The organism is uncultured Rhodoblastus sp. (genome assembly GCF_903903185.1).
Taxonomy (GTDB): domain Bacteria; phylum Pseudomonadota; class Alphaproteobacteria; order Rhizobiales; family Beijerinckiaceae; genus Rhodoblastus.
Genome location: NZ_CAIUXT010000191.1, coordinates 1 through 19,650, shown reverse-complemented (window position 1 = coordinate 19,650; position 19,650 = coordinate 1). Strand labels below are relative to the sequence as shown.

The following is a 19,650-nucleotide window of genomic DNA, read 5'->3' as shown; positions in this document are numbered from 1 at the left end:
CGGCGCCGCGACGCTCGGCGCCGCGGGCTTGGCCGGCGCGGCGGCCGCCGGAACGGCGGGAGCGGCAGGCGCTGCGGCGGCTGCGGGCGCAGCCTTCAGATCGGCGCGGCATTTCGAGGAAAATTGCAGATAGGTCAGTCCACCGGTCGCGCCGGCGGTCTTGGCCGCCTGCCATTTGTCGGCGCATTGCTTCATCGGCGAGTCTTCCGCGCGGGCGGCAGTCCCCAGACCGATCAGCGCCAGGGCGCCGGCCAGCAGGAGGGCGGAACGAACAGGCCTGGAACGATAGAACATGACAGGATAGGACATGGACGGCTCCCGGAAAGCGGTCGCCGTCGGACGCGGCGCCGAATGATACCCCAAAGCTTCCGAGCTTTTTTCGCGCCCGTCAATGGCGGACCAGTGAACGGCGGTGCGAAAACCCTGTGGAAGCCGCGCCTTGTCTAAAGTTTGCGTCCTGAACGGCGGCTGAATGGCGCCACGATCGGCAACCGGGGCGCGGACCCCGGCTTCCGCGCTCGACCGCGCTCAGCTGATTTTCGCCGAGACGATCTTGTCGGGATCGCGCACGGGTTCGCCGCGCTTGATCTTGTCGACATTCTCCATGCCGGAAATCACCTCGCCCCAGACGGTATATTGCTTGTCGAGGAAACGGGCATTGTCGAAACAGATGAAAAACTGCGAATTGGCCGAATCGGGATTGGCGGCGCGGGCCATCGAAGCGGTGCCGCGCACATGCGGAGTGCTGCTGAATTCGGCCTTGAGATTGGGATATTTCGAGCCGCCGGTCCCCGTGCCGTGCGGGCAGCCGGTCTGGGCCATGAAACCGTCGATCACGCGGTGAAAGACCACTCCGTCGTAAAAGCCTTCGCCGACCAGTTTCTTGATATGGGCGACGTGATTGGGGGCGAGATCGGGGCGCAGCTTGATGACCACTTCGCCCTTGGTGGTTTCCAGCGTCAGGAGATTGCCTTCGTCGGACATGGTGCTTCCTTTGTTCGATTGTTGGGGGATCAGGCGTCGGACGCCAGTTTCAGGCTGATGATCTTGTCGCGGGTCGCCGGCGGTTCGCCGCGCTTGATCTTGTCGACGAATTCCATGCCGGAGACGACCTCGCCGAACACCGTATATTGCCCGTTGAGGAAGGGCGCCGGGGCGAAGCAGATGAAGAATTGCGAATTGGCCGAATTGGGCGAACTGGAGCGCGCCATGCCAAGCGTGCCGCGCTTGAACGGCTCGGCGGAAAACTCCGCCGGCAGGTTGGGCAGTTTGGAGCCGCCCATGCCGGTGCCGGTCGGGTCGCCGGTCTGGGCCATGAAGCCCTCGATCACGCGATGAAAAACGATGCCGTCGTAAAAGCCGGCTTTGGCCAGTTCCTTGATGCGCTCGACATGTCTGGGCGCGAGATCGGGACGCAGGCGGATGACCACGGTCCCGTCCTTGAGCTGAAGGTTGAGGAGATTGGACTTGTCCTGCTGGGCCAGCGCGCCCGCGCCCGCCAACAGGCCGCAGGCGGCGCCGAGCGCCACGGTTCTGGCCAGCTGGCGGCGGTCCAGTCGCCGGGTGCGTTCGGTCATGGCAGCTCTCCTCAGGTTTTCGCCGTTTTGTTGCGGAGCGCCTCGACGACCAGCGGCGGCGCGAAGGCGGAGACATCGCCGCCCATTTTGGCGATCTGGCGAACCAGCGTCGCGGTTATATGCCGCACTTCACGCCCGGCGGGAAGAAAAACCGTCTGCGCCTCCGGCGCCATGGCGGCGTTCATGCCGGCCATCGGCATTTCATAATCGAGATCGGAGCCGTCGCGCAGGCCGCGAACGATCAGCGTCGCGCCGTTTTTTCGCGCCGCCTCCACCGCCAGACCGTCGAAGGTCACGACGCGGATTTCGCAGCCGCGCTCCGCCGCCTCGGCGGCGCAGACTTTTTCGATCATTTCGGCGCGCTCTTGCACTGAAAACATCGGCGTCTTGCCCGGATGCACGCCAATGGCCACCACGAGACGGTCGCACAGCCTTGAAGCGGCGCGGATCACATCGACATGGCCGTTGGTGACGGGATCGAACGACCCCGGATAGAGCGCGACGCGTTGCATAGCGCATTGCTAGCGAAACCGCGCCCTTTCCGCAACGCCGCAGGATACCAAAGGCTGGTGCGACTTTCGGCCCGGCGCGGCGCGGTTTCGGGCCTGGAGGAAATTGCGGCGGGTGAAAATGTCAGAATCGCGGGGGGACCGCGTCGATGCGCGCCACCGGCGCCGCTCAGGCCGGTTCGTGGGCGAGGCGCTCAAAGACAGCCACCACCTCGGCCTCGGTCGCGCGATCGATCGCGCCGGCTTTGACCTCGTCGCGACTCCACATCCAGGATCGCGCCGGGTCGTCGCGCATCGCCCAGTCGGGAAACAGTCTTTCGGTGACGATGCGCCGGCTCAAGAGCCTGATCTCCAGATGCCGATGATCCCGCTCGATGCGACGATAGGCCTTCTCGACCATTTCTTCCGGTCCTTCGAGCAATTGCAGATACAGATCGCCGCGGCAGATCAGCGCCCCGGTAATGCCATCGCGTTCGTTGCAGCGGCGGGAAACGATCAGGATCGAGGCGATGGTGCCTTCGTCGAAACCGAACGGACGTGAGGCGTAGATCAGTTGAAGCATCGGCATATGCATCCTCCTTTGCCGGCCTTGCTGTAACCGGCGTTCTGGATAGCAGAACAGGATATGCCATGCGCCTGAGGCGCCTGTCGAGCCATTCGGCGCGCGCATTGAGCGGGAATCGGCTCGGTTCTGTTTGAGGGGCGGCGCGAACGCCGCCCCGTCAGGCGCGCGCGATCAGTCGGCCTTGGCCTTTTCGGTCATCGCCGCCTCCAGCGCCTTGATGTCGGCGGGCGACAATTGCGGGCGATCGATCCTGATCGTCAGCTTGTCGAGCTTGGCGGTCAGCGGGAACGGCGGCTTGTAGTCGGCGTCGTTGACGCCGGTCAGCGTGTCGGAGCCGATGTCGAAAGACTCGTCCCATTGCAGGATCATCGGCAGCGTCTTCGGCATCGTTTTGGTATCGACCGCCTTGCCGTCCACCTTGAGCGTGCCCGTCCCCGAGCGGCCCAGGCCGCTGAAGTTGTTGAACGCCAGCGTGCCGGCGCCGAGCCCGTCATATTTGAAATCGAACTCGACGATGTGTTTTCCGGGAGTGAGCGCGTCGGCGCCTTCCCATTTGATGCGTTCGAGATCGACGAGGTTCCACAGCCACACCGGCTTGCCCTTGACGAGATAGAAGCCATAGCCGCCAAAGCGCCCGCCCGAGGTGACGATCATGCCCTCGGCCCCTTGCTGCGGCACGTCGATCTCCGCCGCGAAATTATACGAGGCGTCGAGGATGAACGGCGAATCGCCCTGCGGCAGCCCGGTCATCGGATGGGTGTAGACGAATTCCGTGCGCCCGGCGGTAATGTTCGGGCGCGGCGCGACGATGCGCCCGGCCACCGACGCGTCAAGCGGGAAGACCTGATATTTTTTCGCCTCGGCGACGAATTTTTCGCGCAGTTCCTTGACCTTTTCGGGGTATTTCGCCGCGACGTCGTCGGTCTGGTTCCAGTTCTTGTTCAGGTCGTAGAGCTGGAAGATCTGGTTGTTGAGCGGGTCCGGATTGGCCGGGCCGAACGCCTGCCAGGGCGCGCGGTTGACCTTGGTCGAAAGCAGCCATCCGTCGTCGTAAAGCGCCCATTGGCCCATCATCTCGAAATATTGCAGCTTGTGCCGCGAGGGCGCCCTGGCGTTCTTCGCGTCGAATGTATAGGCGAAGCTCGTCCCCTCCATCGGGATCTGCCGGATGCCATCGACCAATTCAGGCTCGGCGATGCCGGCGGCCTCGAGGATGGTCGGCGCGACGTCGTTGACATGCATGAACTGGTCGCGGACGCCGCCCTTGTCCTTGATGCGCGCCGGCCACGACACCACCATGTTCTGATTGATGCCGCCGAGCCGCGAGGCGTTCTGCTTGAACCAGTCGAACGGCGTGTCGAAGGCCCAGGACCAGCCCGCCGACATGTGGTTATAGGTATATTGCGTGCCCCAGACGTCGTAGAACTTCATCTGCACTTCGACCGGCAACTCGTTGACGCCGTTGAAGAACGCGACCTCGTTCGGGGTGCCGAGCGGACCGCCTTCGGCGCTGGTTCCATTGTCGCCGTTGATGTAGATGACCAAAGTGTTGTCGAGCTTGCCGAGATCGCGGAATCGCTGGATCACGCGGCCGATCTCGTAGTCGCTGTAGGCGGCATAGGCGGCGAACACCTCGACCTGCCGAATGAACAGTTTTTTCGCATCGGGGCTCAATTCGTCCCAGGGCTTCAGCACTTCCTTGGGCCAGGGCGTGAGCGTCGCGTCCGGCGGGACGATGCCGCGTTTCTTCTGATTGGCGAAGATCCGCTCGCGCAGCTTTTCGTAACCGTCGTCGAACAGGTGCAGGGCGCTGATCCGGTCCACCCATTCCTTCGTCGGATGGTGCGGCGCATGGGTGGCGCCGGGCGCGTATTTGATGAAGATCGGCTTCGCCGGGTTGGTCTGGTGGATGCGGGTGATGTAGTCGATGGCGTCGTCGGCCATCCCCGTGATCAGGTTCCACTGCCCTTCCTGGCCCTTGAACGGGTAAATCTGCGTCGTGTTGCGGAACAGGTTCGGCTCCCACTGGTTGGCGTCGCCGCCGACGAAGCCGAAAAAATATTCGAAGCCCATGCCGGTCGGCCATTGGTCGAACGGGCCGGCCTGACTCGCGGCGAAGGCCGGCGTATTGTGGTCCTTGCCAAACCACGCGGTCGAATAGCCATTGTCGAGCAGGATGCGGCCGATGGTCGCCTTGTCCTTCGGAATGATCGAATTATAGCCCGGGAAACCGGTCGATTGTTCGGAGATCACGCCAAAGCCCACCGAGTGGTGGTTGCGGCCGGTGATCAGCGCGGCGCGGGTCGGCGAGCACAAGGCCGTCGAGAACATCCGCGTGTAGCTCAAGCCCTCGCTGGCGATGGCGTCCATGGTCGGCGTCGGGATCACCCCGCCGAAGGTGCCCGGAACGCCAAAGCCGGCGTCATCGGTGATGATCAGCAGGACGTTCGGCGCGTCCTTCGGCGGCACGACGCGCGGCGCCCACCACGCCTTCGACTGCAGGGCGTCGTCCTTGATGACGCCGCCGAACTTCGGGTCGGGCGCGGGAAGCTGCTTGCCGCTGAGGGTGGTGGTGGCGCCGGGGGTTCCGGGAACGCCGGTGGTCTGCACCGCGCCGACGCCCTTCGGCGTCTCCTGCGCCCAGGCTGAACCGCCGAAAATCGCCGCAGCCGTCAGGGCGATCAAAATCCCACGAAACGACATCAATGCCTCCCCAGATTCAATATGATTCGACGCAATCGCGCTGGCCGCGAGTCAACGCACGCCCGCCCTGACGGTTCGCCTCACCCTTGAGACGCCGCGACCGGCGAGTTTCCGGACGCCCGGCGCGCCCGCGAAGGCGGAGCGCCGGGCGAAGCTACTTCACCTGCGATTGACGCGACGCGCCGTCCGGCGCGTGGAGCGGTGGGCGACGCCGGCGCGGGTCACCGTTTTCACGATGAGGCCGTCGGAGCCGGAGACGGCCATCGCCCCCGGGGAAGCGACGATGGGCGCTGCTTCGGCCATGGGCGCGTAGCTCAGCAGCGACGCGGCAATGGCCATTCCGGCCAAAAGCTTGATTCGTGTCATAGGCGCTCCTCAATTTTCCTGGATTGAACCCGCCACGTTTCTTCAGCGAAAGCATGGGCGGTTTGGCCCGCAAGAGCCGACGGCGGCGTCCCCGATGACGCGGGACGAAAGAGTCAGCCGGCCAATTCCGGATTCGAACGCTTCGCCGTCCATGGGCTCGTACCATGGACGCCTGACCGCCCTTGCGGGCGGATGCGCGCGAACCGGCTCTGGCCGACCGGGAGAAAAAGTAGCAAACTCCCTTTTCGGGCGCCTTGCAGTTTCGGCCAGACGGACATCATACCAAAGGAGGGAACTTGGATATTCTGGACGGCGACCGCCGTGACTTGTCGATCGACGCAACGGAGACGCCGCGCGTTGGCCCGCCCGGCGACCTCAGGGTCAGTCCCTTGCTGCCGATCCCGGCGCTGTTGGCGGCGCGCGGCGCCGACGTGGCGCTCGCCTTCGCCCGCGCCGCCGTCGAGCCCGTGCTGTTCGAGCGACCCGACAATCGGATTTCGATCGCGGCGGGAGGGCGGCTGCTGGCGATCTGCGCGGAAATGACCGGTTGCCGGCACTTCGGGCTGCTGCTGGCGGAGGGTTTCGATCTCAAGGGTCTTGGCCCCATCGGCGAATTGATGCGCCATTGCGCCAATGTCGGCGATGCGCTCGAGGCGCTGGTGCGGCATTTCCATCTCCACGACCGGGGCGCCGCGCCGGTCCTGCTGTCGCCCGACCGCTCCAGCGTGCTGTTCGGCTATTCGGTCTTTCGCCACGACCTTGAAGGAGTCGATCAGATTCACGCCACGGCGATCGCCATCGGCTGCAAAATCCTGCGCGAACTCTGCGGCCCCGCCTTCTCGCCGATCCGGGTGCAATTCGCCTTCGCTCGCCCGCGCTCCATCGCGCCCTACGGCCGGCTGTTTTCCGCGAACCTTGCCTTCGACGCCGACATATCGGCGATTGTTTTCGACTCCAGCTGGCTCTCGCGTCCGCTCGAAGGCGCCGACCCCGCGGCGCGTCAACGCTGCCAGCGCGCGATCCTCGAAGCCGAGGCCCATGGCCCGATCTGTTTCGGCGAACGCGTCGAAAGCGCGCTGCATCAACTGGTGCTGAGCGGCGATGCTTCGTCGGAAGCGGTCGCCGCGCTGTTCGATGTCCATGAACGGACGTTGCGCCGCCTGTTGCGGGACGAAGGCAAGAGCCTGCGCGAACTCGTCAGCCGGACGAGAGGCGAACTGGCGCGGCAATTATTGAGCAATACCGCCCTGCCGGTGTCGGAGATCGCGGCGTCGCTGCATTACGACGACGCCAACGCCTTTTCGCGCGCCTTCCGCAACTGGACCGGACACAGCCCGACGCAATGGCGGGCGCGGGACAATTCAAACGGAATTATTGACCTTTCGGGCCTTTCCTCTCCGACGACCGGGGAAAGTTCCTCGTCTGAACCAGAAAGATGACAAACTGTAGTGAGAGCAAAGCGCGCCGTCCGCCGCGCCTCGACTGGTTCCTCCCGAAAGAGCACCTTTGCCGCCATGGTCTGTTCTCGCCCGATGAAATGGATCGCTGTCGCCTGGGTCGCCCAGAGCGTCGCCTGTTTCGGCGGCGAGGGTTCGCAGGAGCATCCCGGCGCGCCAACGGATCGCACCCCTCTCGATTCCCGTGAACTGCTGATGCGGCGCGCGATCATACTCCAGGGCGGCGCGCAGGCGCCTCATGTCCCTACGCCTGCGGCGCCGGGGCTCCTCCCGCCGCTGACTCCGCTCGGCGAGGCGCCGCCCCCTCGCGGCCCGTCCTATCCCCGGCACACGCCGACGCTGCCGCAGGGCATGACGATCACGATCGACAAGATCTTTTCCGACAAGCCCTTTTCCGACGGGATCGACGACCATCCGCCGCAGGCCTCGAGACCCATCGTCTTGCCGAGACAGGCGGCGCAGCGACTGGCCGCCTGCTGGGCGCCGCCCGTTCCCCAGCGGGGCGATACGGTCGAGGTCACCTTGAGATTCGCCTTCGACCGCGGCGGGTCGGTGCTGTGGCCGCCGCGAATCACCTATCTCAAGCCCGGACAGGGCGCTTCGGCGGAGGAGGTGCGCGATTCGATCCTTGCCGCGTTCAAGGCCTGCACGCCGCTGCATTTCAGCGCGTCGATGGCCGCGTCCATGCCAGGCTATCCCCTGTCGGTCCGCTTCATCGGCCGGCGCGGGGAATAGAATCGCCGACGAAGGGTCAACGCGAGGAGCGCATCAACCGCACATCGAGATCGCGGACTTTCTTGCGCAACGTGTTGCGATTGAGCCCCAACAGTTCCGCCGCCTTGATCTGGTTGCCGCGCGTCGCCGCCAGCGCGATCGAGATCAGCGGATATTCGATCTCGCGCAGGATGCGGTGATAAAGACCCGGCGGCGGCAGGCCTTCTCCATGCGACTTGAACAATTCGGCAAGATGACGCTCGACCGACATCGACAGGGATTCGTCGCCGTCGCGCATCGCCGGCGCCGCGGACACGCCGGCGCCAAGATAACTTACGCTTTCGCGCGCCGTATCGAGGCCGAGTTCGGTGGCGATGATCGGTTCGGAAATCACTTCCTGCGGATAGAGCGCGGCGAGGCGGCGGACCAGATTTTCAAGCTCGCGGATATTGCCCGGCCAGCGATAGCGCGTCATCCGCTCCAGCGCCGCCGGCTCCAGCGATTTGAGCGGCAAGCCGTCATTGACCGCCTGGTTGAAGAAATGACGGGCGAGATCGCCGATGTCCTCGGTGCGCTCGCGCAAGGGCGGCAGCCGCAACGGCACGACATTGAGCCGGAAGAACAGGTCCTCGCGGAACAGGCCCTGCTGGATCAAAATCCGCAGATCCTTGTTGGTCGCAGCGACGATGCGCACATTGGCCTTGATCGGCGTGCGTCCGCCGACCGTCGTATATTCGCCCTGCTGCAACACCCGCAACAGCCGGGTTTGCGCCTCCATCGGCATGTCGCCGATCTCGTCGAGGACAAGCGTGCCGCCCTCGGCCTGCTCGAACCGGCCGATCGAACGCTGGTTGGCGCCGGTGAAGGCGCCCTTCTCGTGGCCGAACAGTTCCGATTCGATCAGGTCGCGCGGAATGGCGGCGACATTGATCGGCACGAAAGGCCCCTTCTTGCGCTTGCCGTAATCGTGCAGGGCGCGCGCCACCAGTTCCTTCCCGGTGCCGGATTCGCCGGTGATCATCACCGTCAGGTCGGACTGCATCAGCCGGGCCAGGGCGCGATAGATATCCTGCATCGCCGGGGAGCGGCCGACCAGCGGCATGCCTTCCATGTCGTCGGGTTCGGGCGGGCGCAGCCGGTTTTTCGGCTCGCTCATGGCGCGCCCGACGATGGCGAGCAACTCCTTCAGATCGAAAGGTTTCGGCAGATATTCATAGGCCCCGCGCTCCGAGGCCTTGATCGCCGTCATGAAGGTGTTCTGCGCGCTCATCACGATGACCGGCAGGTCCGGCCGCGCCTTTTTCACCCGGGGCAGCAGTTCGAAGGCGTTTTCGTCGGGCATGACGACGTCGGTAATCACCAGATCGCCCTCGCCCGCCTGAATCCAGCGCCACAAGGTCGCGGCGGCGCCCGTCGTGCGGACTTCATAGCCGGCCCGCGTCAGGGCCTGACCGACGACCGTCCGAATGGCCGCGTCGTCGTCCGCGACGAGAATATTGCCGCTGGGCATTCAAAACCTCCAAAGCCGGTCGCTCTCCGCCCCTCGGGAACGGAAGCGCCGGGGCGCAAGTTCAAGCCGCGCCGTCGCGGCGGGAATAGACCGGCATCAAAATGCGGAAGACGGTTTTGCGCGCATGCGATTCGCATTCGATGACCCCGCCGTGATCGCCGATGATCTTCGCCACCAATGCAAGACCGAGGCCAGTGCCCGAGGACTTGGTGGTGACGAAAGGATCGAACAGATGCGGCATCAGGTCTTCGGGAACGCCGGCGCCATTATCGCGCACGCAGAATTCGAGCGGCAGGCTGACCGGCGAGGCCTTGCCCGGCGACTTGATGCGCACGCCGGGCCGAAAGGCCGTGGTCAGTTCGATTTCGCCGTCGCACGCATCTTCGCCGATCGCCTCGGCGGCGTTCTTCACCAGATTGAGGAAGACCTGCACCAATTGGTCGCGGTTGGCGAGCACATGGGGCAGCGACGGGTCGTAGCTCTCGACGAACCGGATGCGGCGGGCAAAGCCCGCCTGGGCGACGCGGCGGACGTGTTCGAGCACTTCGTGGATATTGACCGCGCCGCGCTCTACCGGCCGGCCGCCGTCGGAAAAGGCCTCCATCCTTTCGACCAGATCGACGATGCGGTCGGTCTCGTCGCAGATCAGCCGGCACAGCGCGCGATCCTCGTCGCCGACCGCCGTTTCCAGCAATTGCGCGGCGCCGCGAATGCCCGACAGCGGATTCTTGATCTCATGGGCCATCATGGCGCCCATCGCCGACAGCGAGCGGGCGGCGCCGCGATGGGTGAGCTGGCGATCCATCTTGTCGGCGATGGTGCGTTCCTGCAGCATGATCACCACGCCGTCGCGCAAATTGGGCAAGGGCGCGATGTGAATATCGACGAAACGCTCGACGCCGATCTTCGGCGTGCCGAGATCGACGCGATATTCGTTGATCGGGGCGCGGCGCTGGCGCACCTGTTCGATCGCCGAAACCATCGGCGAGGCGAAGGGCAAAAGCTCCTGGAACTTGATCCGCCGCAGCGCATTGCGCGACATGGCGAAAAACAGTTCCGCCGCCGGATTGACGTCGAGAATCGTCCCGTCGCCGGCGACCGACAGCAGCGGATGCGGCAGGGCGTTGAGCAATTGCGCCGCCTGGACGTTCTTGTCGCCGGGGGTCGCCAAAGGATGCGCCAGGGGGTGCGTCAAAGGTTGCGTCGAGGACCCGGCCGCGGTTCCCGCCGGAGGTTCGGCGAGAGCGCCCGTGGAAGCGCCCAATTTTGAGGCAGGTTCGCGGATCATGCCGCCTCCGCTTTAGGCGCCGGATCGTAAAGCCGGCCGATCAGGGCGGAAACCTCCAAAGGGTCTTCGCTGGCGACAAGCCGCCTGCGCCCTTCCGCATCGAGGCCGCCGCCGCAGCGGGCGGCGACATCGGCATAGGCGGCGAGATGCTTGCGCGCATGACGCAAGCCCTGCGGCGCGCCGAAAATTTCGATGAGGCCGGCATAATGTTCGAGCGCCGCCGCGCGCCGCATCGGCGCCGGCAGGGCCGCGCGCTCCCGACCATGGCGCAGGAAATGGGCGATGTCGCCGACCAGCCAGGGCTGGCCGAGCGCGGCGCGGCCGATCATTACCGCCTGCGCCCCGGATTGTTCGAGCATGCGTTGCGCATCGCGCGGCGAGCGGCAGTCGCCATTGGCCACCACCGGTATCGTCACGGCGTCGACGGTCGCCCGGATCGCCGCCCAATCGGCTTCGCCGCGATAGAACTGGCTGCGCGTGCGGCCATGAACGACAATCATTTTCGCCCCCTCCAGCTCCGCGCGGCGCGCCAGTTCCGGAGCGTTGCGCGTCGCCTCGTCCCAGCCTAGACGCATCTTGACGCTGACCGGAATTCTTACCGCCCGCGTCACCGCGCCGATCAGCGCGGCGGCATGATCGAGATCGCGCATCAAAGCCGAACCGGCGGCGCCGCCGACCACGCGTTTCGCCGGGCAGCCCATGTTGATGTCGATCAGATCGGCGCCGGCTGCTTCCGCCAGACGCGCCGCCTCGGCCATATTTCCGGGCTCGCAGCCGGCGAGTTGCACGGCGTGCGGCGCCACGCCGGCGCCATCGGCCCGCGCCCACACCTCACGAGCGGCGCCGGACTTGCGGCCGGCGCCGCGCGTGAACGCATCGCTCGCCACCATTTCGGAAAATACCAGCGCCGCGCCGAACCGCCGCGCCAGCCGCCGCATGGCGAGATCTGTCACGCCGGCCATGGGCGCCAGAAAAGCCCGGCCGTCGAGTTCGAGATCGCCGATCCGCCATTTTTCGCCTGCGGCTGCGTCGCCGCCATCACTGCTCAACTGTTGTGCAAACTTGACCATGCCCGCATTTTAGTCAGAAATTCCGGCGCGGCAATGCGCAAAAGCCGAAAAATTGACCTTGAGGGCGTTTCGGGCGACATGTCGTTGGAATAAAAGCTTGACGGGACGGCGATGGCTGAGGAAGATTTTCTCCAAAATCCACATGAAACGGGATCTGGCGCGATTTTTCTCGTCGTCGCGGCGGGGCGCGGCGCGCGCGCCGGCGCCGGCGGGCCGAAACAATATCGCGCGCTCAACGGCCGGCAGGTGCTGACCCGCACGCTCGAAGCGCTGCTCGCGGCCGCGCCGCAAGCCCGCGCCCGCGTCGTCATCCACGCCGACGACCTCGCCTTGTACGAGGCGGCGGTCGCCCCTCTGGCCGGCGATCTGCAGGCGAAAATCGATCCCTCGGCCTTTGGCGGCGCGACCCGGCAGGACAGCGTGCGGCTCGGACTGGAGGCCATCGCCGCCGCCGGAGCGCCGGACGGGACCCTTGTGCTGATCCACGACGCCGCCCGTCCCTTCGTCGGCCCCGGCCTGATTGCGCGCGCGCTCGAAGCGGCGCGCGAAAAAGGCGCCGCCATTCCCGGCACGCCGGTCACCGACACGATCAAGCAGGTGGCCGGGGATTCGCGCATCGTCGCCACGCCCGAGCGCGCGACGCTGCGCGCCGTGCAGACGCCGCAGGCCTTCCGCCTCGGCCTGATCCTCGCCGCCCATCGCGCGGTGCGAGAGGATGGCTGCCGCGAATTGACCGACGACGCCGCCGTAGCCGAATGGGCGGGTCATTGCGTCTTCGTCTTCCCCGGCGACAGCGATAACATCAAGCTCACCACAACGGAGGATTTTTTGCGCGCGGAAGCCAAACTGCCAGACGAACTGCATGTTGTCCTGCCCGATATCCGCACGGGACAAGGGTTCGACGTCCACGCTTTCGGCGACGGCGGCCATGTCTGGCTCGGCGGCGTCAAAGTGCCGCATGACCGGGGGCTGGTCGGCCATTCCGACGCCGACGTGCTGCTCCACGCCATTACCGACGCCGTGCTCGGGGCGATCGCCGAAGGCGACATCGGCGCGCATTTCCCGCCGGGCGACCCGCAATGGCGCGGCGCGCCCTCCGAGGTTTTCCTGCGCCACGCCGTCCAACTGGTGGGCGCGAAAGGCGGGCGGGTGGCCCATATCGACGCCACCTTGATCTGCGAAAGACCCAAGGTCGGGCCGCATCGCGACGCGATCCGCGAAAACATCGCCTCGATCATGGCTTTGCCGCTGGACCGGGTGGCGGTGAAGGCGACGACATCGGAGCGGCTCGGCTTCACCGGACGGCAGGAGGGCATCGCTGCGCTGGCCACAGCCACCGTGCGGCTGCCGTGATCTCCGCCGCCGACGCCATCGAAGGTCGAGGCGGAAAAATGTTCAACTGAATTTTCGGAGGCGACATGCGCGACGAACTGGTGCTGCTGGCGCAAAGGACTCTCGACGCCTGCCTTGCCCGCGGGCTGAAAATCGCAACGGCGGAATCCTGCACCGGCGGCCTCCTCGCCGGCGCTCTGACCGAAAACGCCGGCGCTTCCGATGTATTCGAGCGCGGCTTCGTGACCTACAGCAACGAGGCCAAGCAGGACATGCTCGGCGTCCCCGCCGGGCTGATCGCGGCCCATGGCGCGGTTTCGGCGGAGGTCGCGGAGGCGATGGCGCTCGGCGCGCTGGCGCATTCGCGCGCGCAAATGGCGCTGGCGATCACCGGCGTGGCCGGCCCCGGCGGCGGCTCGGCGGCAAAGCCGGTCGGCCTCGTGCATTTCGCGCTGGCGCGCGACCAGCGCCCGACCCTGCTGCTGCGCAAGCATTTCGTCGCGCCGGCGGGCAAGAAATTTTCGCGCGTCGAAATCCGGCGGATGGCGATGCTGACCGGCCTGCATATGCTGCTCGAAGCCGCCGCGCCGCAATTGCTGGCGTGAGGGGGCGCCCCGTCCGCCCGCATGGGCCGTTCGCGCCAACGCCCAACATTCGTCGGGCATGCGGGGAGAAGCCGCGCGACCCCTGCTATCGCCGCCGGTCGATCATGTTGAAAAGGCGGCGTTTTTAAAAGGCGGCGTTGCGCCCGGCCATCGTCTGGCGGATAAGGGGCGGGGTCAAACTGCAACGTCCCGGAGAACGCCGCTCATGAAGACCGCCGCCCCCCTGCTGGCCGCCGCGCTGCTCGCCGGCTCCGCCCTTTCTCCCGCCCTCGCCTGCACAAGGACGCTGTTCGTCGGCGACGACGGCATCGTCCTCACCGGCCGCAACATGGACTGGAAGGAGGACATGCGATCCAACCTTTACCTGTTCCCCGCCGGCATCAAGCGCGACGGCGCCTCGGGCTCGAACTCAATCGCCTGGACCGCCAAATATGGCAGCGTCATCGTCGCCGGCTACGAGGCCGGCAGCACCGACGGCATGAATGAAAAGGGCCTCGTCGCCAATATTCTCTATCTCGCCGAATCCGATTACGGGACGCCGAAGCCGGGCGGCCCCTTTCTGTCGATCGCGCTATGGGCGCAATATGCGCTCGACAATTTCGCCAGCGTGACGGAAGCCGTCGAGGCGCTGCGCGCCGAGCCTTTCGTCCTGCTCGCCCCCACCCTGCCCAACGGCAGCCCCGCCGCGCTGCATCTGTCGCTTTCAGACGCCACGGGCGATTCGGCGATTTTCGAATATGTCGGCGGCAAGCTCGTCATTCATCATGGCAAGCAATATAATGTCATGACCAATTCGCCGACCTTCGACCAGCAACTGGCGCTCAACGCTTACTGGAAAGGCATAGGCGGGCTGACGTTTCTGCCCGGGACCAACCGGGCCGCCGACCGTTTCGCGCGCGCCTCCTTCCTGATCGACGCCATTCCGAAAAAGCTCGACGCCAATTATGCGGCCGGCGTGCCGCAACAGAATTTCGCCTATCAGGCGGTCGCCAGCGTCATGGGCGTTCAGCGCGCGGTCAGCGTGCCGCTCGGCATCACCACGCCCGACCAGCCCAATATTTCCTCGACCATCTGGCGCACCGTCGCCGACCAGACCGGCCTGATCTATTATTTCGACTCGGCGACGCGGCCCAATACGTTCTGGGTCAGGTTCGACAAGGTCGATCTGAAACCCGGCGCGCCGGTGAAAAAACTGACGATCCAGCACGGCGAAGTGTTTTCCGGCGAAGTCAGCGGCGATTTCAGGCAAGCCGAGCCGTTCAAATTTCTGCCGGGAACGCCGCCGGCCCCGTGAGGCCGGGCGGATCGCTGGCAGCGTCGCCGGCAGGGGCCGCACGCTCGAAGGCGTCATTCAAGCTCTTATGGCAATGGCCGCAGCCGCGCAGTGACAGGTCATTCCCGGCGCGGAAGGGACGCGCAGTCGTGACCCGGAAGGTGAACGTTGATGGCGCCGTCGCTTCGCAAAACTGAACACCGATTGCGGGCATTCGCCTCGTGACTTGAACGGTTCCTCGCCGCCACGGCCCGCGTTCACGCCCAAACTCTCGTGACTCGCAACATCAAGGATTTTGCTCCATTCGAAGTTTCGCTTCTCGACCCCTGGACACCTCCGGCCAACCCAGATTGATTGACGGGAGCAACCCCGAGGCAGGGCGCCGACGCGGTTCAACCGCCTCAGGTCCCATGTCGCCTCATACCAAGTCTCCACAATCGCGACGCGTCGCGATTGTGGAATCCCTCGCATAAGCTCGGCGTCGCATTCGCTCCTAACCCGGACTCGGAAGTCAAGACTTCCGAGTCCGGGTATCAGACCATTTTTTGATCGCCATCGACGATCCGGTCGCCTTGACCGTGGCGGCGGCGGCAGAACTTTCGCTTCCGCAACGCCGGTCGCCGGGCGCATTCATCGGCTTTCAGCGCCGTCTGCCGGACAGGCCGAGTTCATCCCAAATGTTGGTTTGCCCACGGACAAATCGCCGCCATCCGTCGAGACAACGATCAAGAAATCGACTATGGCCTCGTTTCTGTTCGCGTGACATTTTGTCAGCTGCTTGTCGGCCGGAGCCGTTTGGATGCCTTGTTTCGTGTTGCCGCCATGACCGGCGGCGCCACCCGGTCCGTCGGCGCAAGGGCTGTCGTCTGCTTGTGCGCGGCGGAAGCGCTGTCCATGGTCGGCGTCTTCTCTTTTCCTGCCTTGCTTCCCGATTTCGTCGCCGAATGGGGCCTGAGCAACACCGAGGCGGGCTGGATTTCAGGCTCGATCTTCGCGGGCTACACCTTGGCTGTCCCCATCCTCACCACGCTGACGGACCGCGTCGACGCCAAGCGGGTCTATCTGGCCGGAGCCTTGTTCGCCGCGATTTCGGCGCTGGGCTTCACCCTGACCGCCAACGGGTTCTGGACGGCCCTCGCATGGAGGACTCTGGGCGGCGTCGGGTTAGCGGGAACCTACATGCCCGGTCTGAAGGCCTTGATGGATCGCGTTTCCGGCCCAAGGCAGCCGCGCTGGATCAGCTTTTACACCGCCAGCTTCTCTTTGGGAACTTCAGGGTCGTTCCTCGTTACCGGCGCCATCGCCGGCGCTTTTGGCTGGCGCGCCGCGTTTGGGCTGGCGGCGGCGGCGGCGGCAACGGCTTTTCTGCTGGTGGCCTTCGGCCTGCCGCCGGTCAAACCAATTCCTCCAAAGCACAAGAGCCATCCCTTCGATTTCGCCCCGGTGCTGCGCAATCGCGCGGCCATGGGCTACGTCCTCGGGTATTCCTCCCACACCTGGGAATTGTTCGGAGCCCGCTCATGGATGGTCGCCTATCTTGCCTGGGTGCTGGCCTCGCAGCCGGGCGCCGGCGGCCCCTCGCCCACGAGCATCGCGACAATCGGCTCCTTGATCGCCATGGTCTCCAGCGTTGTCGGAGCCGACATTGCGGCGCGAGTCGGCCGTCGCCGGCTTTGCATTTTCGCCATGCTGGGTTCGGCAGCGCTGGCGGCAGTTATTGGGTTTTGCTACGGCTTGCCTTATGGCGCGGTGGCGGCGCTGATGCTGCTCTACAACGCCTTGATCCAGGCCGATTCCGCCGCCTTGACCACCGGCGCGGTGTTGGCGGCGGACCCGGATCGGCGGGGCGCCACGCTTTCCGTTCATTCGGTCTTGGGTTTTTCCGCTGGTTTCCTTGGACCGCTGGCTTTCGGCATTGTGCTGGACGCGGCAGGCGGCGCCAATACGGGACGGGCCTGGGGACTGGCTTTCGCCTCGCTCGGCGTGGCGGCCGCACTGGGCCCGCTGGCGCTAAGAATTCGTTAGCGGCCGCCCGAAACGGTGGATAGCCGCCGGCTTCGCGCCGATACCGGTAATTCGGCGTTCGCCGAACGAGCCAGCCTCTTCGGCTAAAACCTGACCTTCGTTACGATCGAGGCCGAACCCTCATCGTGGTTCTTGTAGCGTGCGATGTGCGCCATAATTTTCAGTCAACCCGATGCGGCGAGCGCGACCCGGTCAATGTCGATCAACGTTTGTCCGGCGATCCTAAATCGGGCGCCCGCCAACGGACGACGCCCAGCCCCAAAAGAGCGAGCGCGGTAAAGCCGGCGCCCGCGAGGAACGTCGCGCGCTCCCCGAATTCATCCCACAGCGCACCCGCAAGCACACTGGCGGCCAGAAGGGCCAGTCCGCCCATCAGGTTGAACAGCCCGTAGGCAGTGCCGCGCAATTCCGCCGGGGCGGTATCCGCCACGAGCGTGGCCAGCAGCCCTTGAGTGAAGCCCATGTGGAGGCCCCAAAACAGGATACCGACGGTCACGCCAACCAGGCCGTCCGAAAGCGCAAGCGAAACATCGGCCGCAATGAGCATTGCGAAGCCGATGAGCAGAACATTCATGCGGTTGGTTCGGTCGGAAAGAACGCCGGCGGGATAGGCCGCGAGTGCATAGACCACGTTCATCACCACCAGCACCATTGGAACCATGACGATGGGCAAACCCACGTCCTTCGCTTTCAGGATAAGGAACGCCTCGCTGAACCGCGCCAGACTGAATAGTGTGGCGACCGCTACCACCAGCCAATAGCCCGAGCCGAGCTTTTGCAACTCGGACAATCTCAACGGAAAACGCGCATGGCCCCGGCTGGCGCCCACGGGTTCATGGACGGCGGTCAGAAGCAGGCCGACCGCCAAGAACGCCGGAACAACCGCGACCCAGAAAACAGCTTTGAAGCTTTCGCTCGTCAGCCACATCAGCGCCATTGCGAGCCCTGGCCCGAGAAAGGCGCCGACCGTGTCCAACGATTGGCGCAGGCCAAAACTGGCGCCGCGCAGATGGGGAGGCGCGATGTCAGCGACCAGGGCGTCACGGGGCGCGCCGCGAATGCCCTTGCCGACACGATCGATGAACCGCGCCGCAACCACCCAGCCGATCGATGTGGCCAAAGGAAAAACCGGCTTTGTGACGGCGGCGAGACCATAGCCGACAACCGCCAATAGCTTGCGCTTGCCAAGCCAGTCGGAGATGGCGCCCGAGAAAATCTTGACGATGGAGGCCGTGGCTTCGGCGATTCCCTCGATGACGCCGACCGTCCCCATCGATGCGCCCATAACCGTGACAAGGTAGACCGGCAACAGCGCGTGAATCATCTCCGATGAAAGGTCCATCAACAACGAGACGAAACCGAGCGCCCATATGCCAGCGGGGATTTCCCTCAGCTTGGCGGCGACGCTGGCCAATGTCGTCTTGTCTTCCGACATCATTGCATTTTCTCGCCTACGACGCGGGCGCGGTCTTGTTGTCAGCCGTTTCCGGCATCCGCAACGCGAACACCGCCAGAGCCACGGAAGCGGCGCCGCCCAGGCCGAGAATGGCGGCGCTGTAGGCAAACCGATCGACCATCAGGCCGGCGGCCAGTCCGCTCGGCGACGCGCCGATTCCCTGCATTTTCGCCACCGCGCCCGGGCGAGATTATGGCGGCCCGTGCCGCGCATGATGTCGGAGAAGGCCAGCGGCGTCAGCGCGCTAAAAATGCCGGCGCCGACGCCGTCGAGAACTTGGACGCCGATCAGCCAGATTGTCGGAAAGCGCATAGAGCGCCGCGCGGACCGGAAGGATAGCGAAGGCTAAGAGAAACAGCGGCTTGCGGCCCCAGACATCGGCCCTGTTCCCGACCGGCGGCGCAATCGGCAGCATCACCAATTGCGCGGCAATAATGCAGGACGACATCATCGCTGTGGCTTCCCCGGGAAAGGCGGCGGCGCGTTTCTGGCCGACCAGCGGCGGCAAGGCGGTGTCGGCGAAATGGAACAGCGCAGATCGACTGGTCGCTGCTGCCGATGTTCGCCGGCCTGACGCCCACCTTCGTATACGCCGCCGTGGCGCGGCTGTCGGGGTCCAAAAGCAGGAGTTGTGAGCGTTCAAATCCGGAAAAGTGGGTCATGCCCAATTCTATCGCTACGACGGCGAAAACGGAATCGGCTCAGCCCGACTTTTCACACGGTCTGCAACAAATCTGCCTAGCTGTTTTCGGGCTCAAGATCGGAAGCTTCCGAGAGACTGCCGTCAGCAGCGCTTGGCCGCGATAGGCCGCGAGGCTCTGGTCCTCGCCCGTGGTTAGCTTGGCGGTGAAGTCATGCAGCGCGATCGCGCGCTCCCTTTCATCCTGGTTTGCACGCGGTCGCCAGCACATAGTCGAAGGCGCTGTAAACGGTGCGGGCGTCGAAATTGAGCAGCAGCCGATAAGGCAACCGGCCGGCCGTCGGAAGCCTGGCGAACAGCGCGGCGTCCTCGGCCAGCGCGCGGTGCCAGCCGGGGAAGACATGCTCTCCGATAGGCGTCACATCCACTGTCGTGAAGCCGGCCGCGTTCAGCTTCGCGGCATAAGGCGCTCGCTGGTCGGCATTGGCCGCGGGCACCGCGAATTTCTGCGCGAACTGGGACCAGGCGAAATCCTGCACCCGCCGGCGGAGCGCCTCGGG

The 19,650-nt window shown here is 65.2% G+C and carries 19 protein-coding genes and 1 pseudogene; 7 read left to right on the top strand and 13 right to left on the bottom strand.

What is annotated here, in order from left to right; all coding sequences use genetic code 11:
* The 7 genes and pseudogenes from QZY01_RS17335 to QZY01_RS17305 all read right to left on the bottom strand — a co-directional run.
* Nucleotides 1-309: pseudogene (locus QZY01_RS17335) on the bottom strand (hypothetical protein); the annotation flags it as partial.
* A gap of 219 nt (nt 310-528) precedes the next feature.
* Entirely contained in the window at nt 529-984 is a 456-nt protein-coding gene (locus QZY01_RS17330) for a peptidylprolyl isomerase (RefSeq protein ID WP_294539639.1), read from the bottom strand.
* Nucleotides 985-1,013: 29 nt separating this feature from the next.
* Complete coding sequence (locus QZY01_RS17325; protein WP_294539636.1) at nt 1,014-1,577, bottom strand: peptidylprolyl isomerase; 564 nt, start codon at nt 1,575-1,577, stop codon at nt 1,014-1,016.
* Between the two features lie 11 nt (nt 1,578-1,588).
* Nucleotides 1,589-2,089, bottom strand: a complete 501-nt coding sequence (gene coaD, locus QZY01_RS17320) for a pantetheine-phosphate adenylyltransferase (protein ID WP_294539632.1) — start codon at nt 2,087-2,089, stop codon at nt 1,589-1,591.
* Between the two features lie 166 nt (nt 2,090-2,255).
* Nucleotides 2,256-2,654: a BLUF domain-containing protein gene (locus QZY01_RS17315; RefSeq protein ID WP_294539629.1), complete on the bottom strand. Its 399-nt coding sequence runs from the start codon at nt 2,652-2,654 to the stop codon at nt 2,256-2,258.
* Nucleotides 2,655-2,822: 168 nt separating this feature from the next.
* On the bottom strand, nt 2,823-5,354 hold the full coding sequence (locus QZY01_RS17310; protein ID WP_294539626.1) for an arylsulfatase: 2,532 nt from the start codon (nt 5,352-5,354) through the stop codon (nt 2,823-2,825).
* Between the two features lie 159 nt (nt 5,355-5,513).
* On the bottom strand, nt 5,514-5,720 hold the full coding sequence (locus tag QZY01_RS17305; RefSeq protein WP_294539623.1) for a hypothetical protein: 207 nt from the start codon (nt 5,718-5,720) through the stop codon (nt 5,514-5,516).
* A gap of 296 nt (nt 5,721-6,016) precedes the next feature.
* Here QZY01_RS17305 and QZY01_RS17300 point away from each other — a divergent pair, with 296 nt between their 5' ends.
* Nucleotides 6,017-7,159 carry an AraC family transcriptional regulator gene (locus QZY01_RS17300; protein ID WP_294539621.1) on the top strand — a complete coding sequence of 381 codons (1,143 nt, stop codon included), beginning with the start codon at nt 6,017-6,019 and terminating at the stop codon, nt 7,157-7,159.
* A gap of 75 nt (nt 7,160-7,234) precedes the next feature.
* Nucleotides 7,235-7,912, top strand: coding sequence for a hypothetical protein (locus QZY01_RS17295; protein ID WP_294539618.1), 678 nt, complete (start codon nt 7,235-7,237; stop codon nt 7,910-7,912).
* A gap of 16 nt (nt 7,913-7,928) precedes the next feature.
* Here QZY01_RS17295 and ntrC read toward each other — a convergent pair whose 3' ends face one another.
* The 3 genes from ntrC to dusB form a co-directional block, all read right to left on the bottom strand.
* Nucleotides 7,929-9,401 carry a nitrogen regulation protein NR(I) gene (ntrC, locus tag QZY01_RS17290; protein WP_294539615.1) on the bottom strand — a complete coding sequence of 491 codons (1,473 nt, stop codon included), beginning with the start codon at nt 9,399-9,401 and terminating at the stop codon, nt 7,929-7,931.
* Between the two features lie 61 nt (nt 9,402-9,462).
* Complete coding sequence (locus QZY01_RS17285; RefSeq protein ID WP_294539611.1) at nt 9,463-10,689, bottom strand: ATP-binding protein; 1,227 nt, start codon at nt 10,687-10,689, stop codon at nt 9,463-9,465.
* The gene (gene dusB / locus QZY01_RS17280) at nt 10,686-11,759 is read right to left on the bottom strand and encodes a tRNA dihydrouridine synthase DusB (RefSeq protein WP_294539608.1); all 1,074 of its coding nucleotides are present in this window, start codon (nt 11,757-11,759) and stop codon (nt 10,686-10,688) included. Before dusB ends, QZY01_RS17285 begins: the two co-directional genes overlap by 4 nt.
* A 111-nt stretch (nt 11,760-11,870) precedes the next feature.
* Between dusB and QZY01_RS17275 the strand changes: the two genes are divergently transcribed.
* The 4 genes from QZY01_RS17275 to QZY01_RS17260 all read left to right on the top strand — a co-directional run bounded on the left by QZY01_RS17275 (nt 11,871) and on the right by QZY01_RS17260 (nt 16,994).
* Nucleotides 11,871-13,112 (top strand): bifunctional 2-C-methyl-D-erythritol 4-phosphate cytidylyltransferase/2-C-methyl-D-erythritol 2,4-cyclodiphosphate synthase, encoded by a 1,242-nt coding sequence (locus QZY01_RS17275; protein ID WP_294539605.1) that lies wholly within the window; start codon nt 11,871-11,873, stop codon nt 13,110-13,112.
* Between the two features lie 65 nt (nt 13,113-13,177).
* Nucleotides 13,178-13,696: a CinA family protein gene (locus tag QZY01_RS17270; protein WP_294539602.1), complete on the top strand. Its 519-nt coding sequence runs from the start codon at nt 13,178-13,180 to the stop codon at nt 13,694-13,696.
* A gap of 205 nt (nt 13,697-13,901) precedes the next feature.
* Entirely contained in the window at nt 13,902-14,990 is a 1,089-nt protein-coding gene (locus tag QZY01_RS17265) for a linear amide C-N hydrolase (protein ID WP_294539599.1), read from the top strand.
* Between the two features lie 783 nt (nt 14,991-15,773).
* Nucleotides 15,774-16,994 carry an MFS transporter gene (locus QZY01_RS17260; protein WP_294539596.1) on the top strand — a complete coding sequence of 407 codons (1,221 nt, stop codon included), beginning with the start codon at nt 15,774-15,776 and terminating at the stop codon, nt 16,992-16,994.
* Nucleotides 16,995-17,196: 202 nt separating this feature from the next.
* Here QZY01_RS17260 and QZY01_RS17255 read toward each other — a convergent pair whose 3' ends face one another.
* Both QZY01_RS17255 and QZY01_RS17250 read right to left on the bottom strand, forming a co-directional pair.
* A complete protein-coding gene (locus QZY01_RS17255; RefSeq protein ID WP_294539594.1) occupies nt 17,197-18,432 on the bottom strand; it encodes an MFS transporter in 1,236 nt (411 codons plus the stop codon).
* 13 nt (nt 18,433-18,445) lie between these two features.
* Complete coding sequence (locus QZY01_RS17250; protein ID WP_294539591.1) at nt 18,446-18,616, bottom strand: hypothetical protein; 171 nt, start codon at nt 18,614-18,616, stop codon at nt 18,446-18,448.
* A gap of 196 nt (nt 18,617-18,812) precedes the next feature.
* Between QZY01_RS17250 and QZY01_RS17245 the strand changes: the two genes are divergently transcribed.
* Entirely contained in the window at nt 18,813-19,085 is a 273-nt protein-coding gene (locus tag QZY01_RS17245; RefSeq protein ID WP_294539588.1) for a hypothetical protein, read from the top strand.
* 244 nt (nt 19,086-19,329) lie between these two features.
* On the opposite strand, the gene QZY01_RS17240 is transcribed toward QZY01_RS17245, so the two are convergent.
* A partial coding sequence (locus QZY01_RS17240; RefSeq protein ID WP_294539585.1) for a hypothetical protein occupies nt 19,330-19,650 on the bottom strand: 321 nt, incomplete at its 5' end.

Bases quoted from the DNA above. Each gene is read 5' to 3' on its own strand.
- QZY01_RS17330 (WP_294539639.1), bottom strand. From the start codon at position 984: ATGTCCGACGAAGGCAATCTCCTGACGCTGGAAACCACCAAGGGCGAA.
- QZY01_RS17325 (WP_294539636.1), bottom strand. From the start codon at position 1,577: ATGACCGAACGCACCCGGCGACTGGACCGCCGCCAGCTGGCCAGAACC.
- coaD (WP_294539632.1), bottom strand. From the start codon at position 2,089: ATGCAACGCGTCGCGCTCTATCCGGGGTCGTTCGATCCCGTCACCAAC.
- QZY01_RS17315 (WP_294539629.1), bottom strand. From the start codon at position 2,654: ATGCCGATGCTTCAACTGATCTACGCCTCACGTCCGTTCGGTTTCGAC.
- QZY01_RS17310 (WP_294539626.1), bottom strand. From the start codon at position 5,354: ATGTCGTTTCGTGGGATTTTGATCGCCCTGACGGCTGCGGCGATTTTC.
- QZY01_RS17305 (WP_294539623.1), bottom strand. From the start codon at position 5,720: ATGACACGAATCAAGCTTTTGGCCGGAATGGCCATTGCCGCGTCGCTG.
- QZY01_RS17295 (WP_294539618.1), top strand. From the start codon at position 7,235: ATGGTCTGTTCTCGCCCGATGAAATGGATCGCTGTCGCCTGGGTCGCC.
- ntrC (WP_294539615.1), bottom strand. From the start codon at position 9,401: ATGCCCAGCGGCAATATTCTCGTCGCGGACGACGACGCGGCCATTCGG.
- QZY01_RS17285 (WP_294539611.1), bottom strand. From the start codon at position 10,689: ATGATCCGCGAACCTGCCTCAAAATTGGGCGCTTCCACGGGCGCTCTC.
- dusB (WP_294539608.1), bottom strand. From the start codon at position 11,759: ATGGTCAAGTTTGCACAACAGTTGAGCAGTGATGGCGGCGACGCAGCC.
- QZY01_RS17275 (WP_294539605.1), top strand. From the start codon at position 11,871: ATGGCTGAGGAAGATTTTCTCCAAAATCCACATGAAACGGGATCTGGC.
- QZY01_RS17270 (WP_294539602.1), top strand. From the start codon at position 13,178: ATGCGCGACGAACTGGTGCTGCTGGCGCAAAGGACTCTCGACGCCTGC.
- QZY01_RS17265 (WP_294539599.1), top strand. From the start codon at position 13,902: ATGAAGACCGCCGCCCCCCTGCTGGCCGCCGCGCTGCTCGCCGGCTCC.
- QZY01_RS17255 (WP_294539594.1), bottom strand. From the start codon at position 18,432: ATGATGTCGGAAGACAAGACGACATTGGCCAGCGTCGCCGCCAAGCTG.
- QZY01_RS17250 (WP_294539591.1), bottom strand. From the start codon at position 18,616: ATGCAGGGAATCGGCGCGTCGCCGAGCGGACTGGCCGCCGGCCTGATG.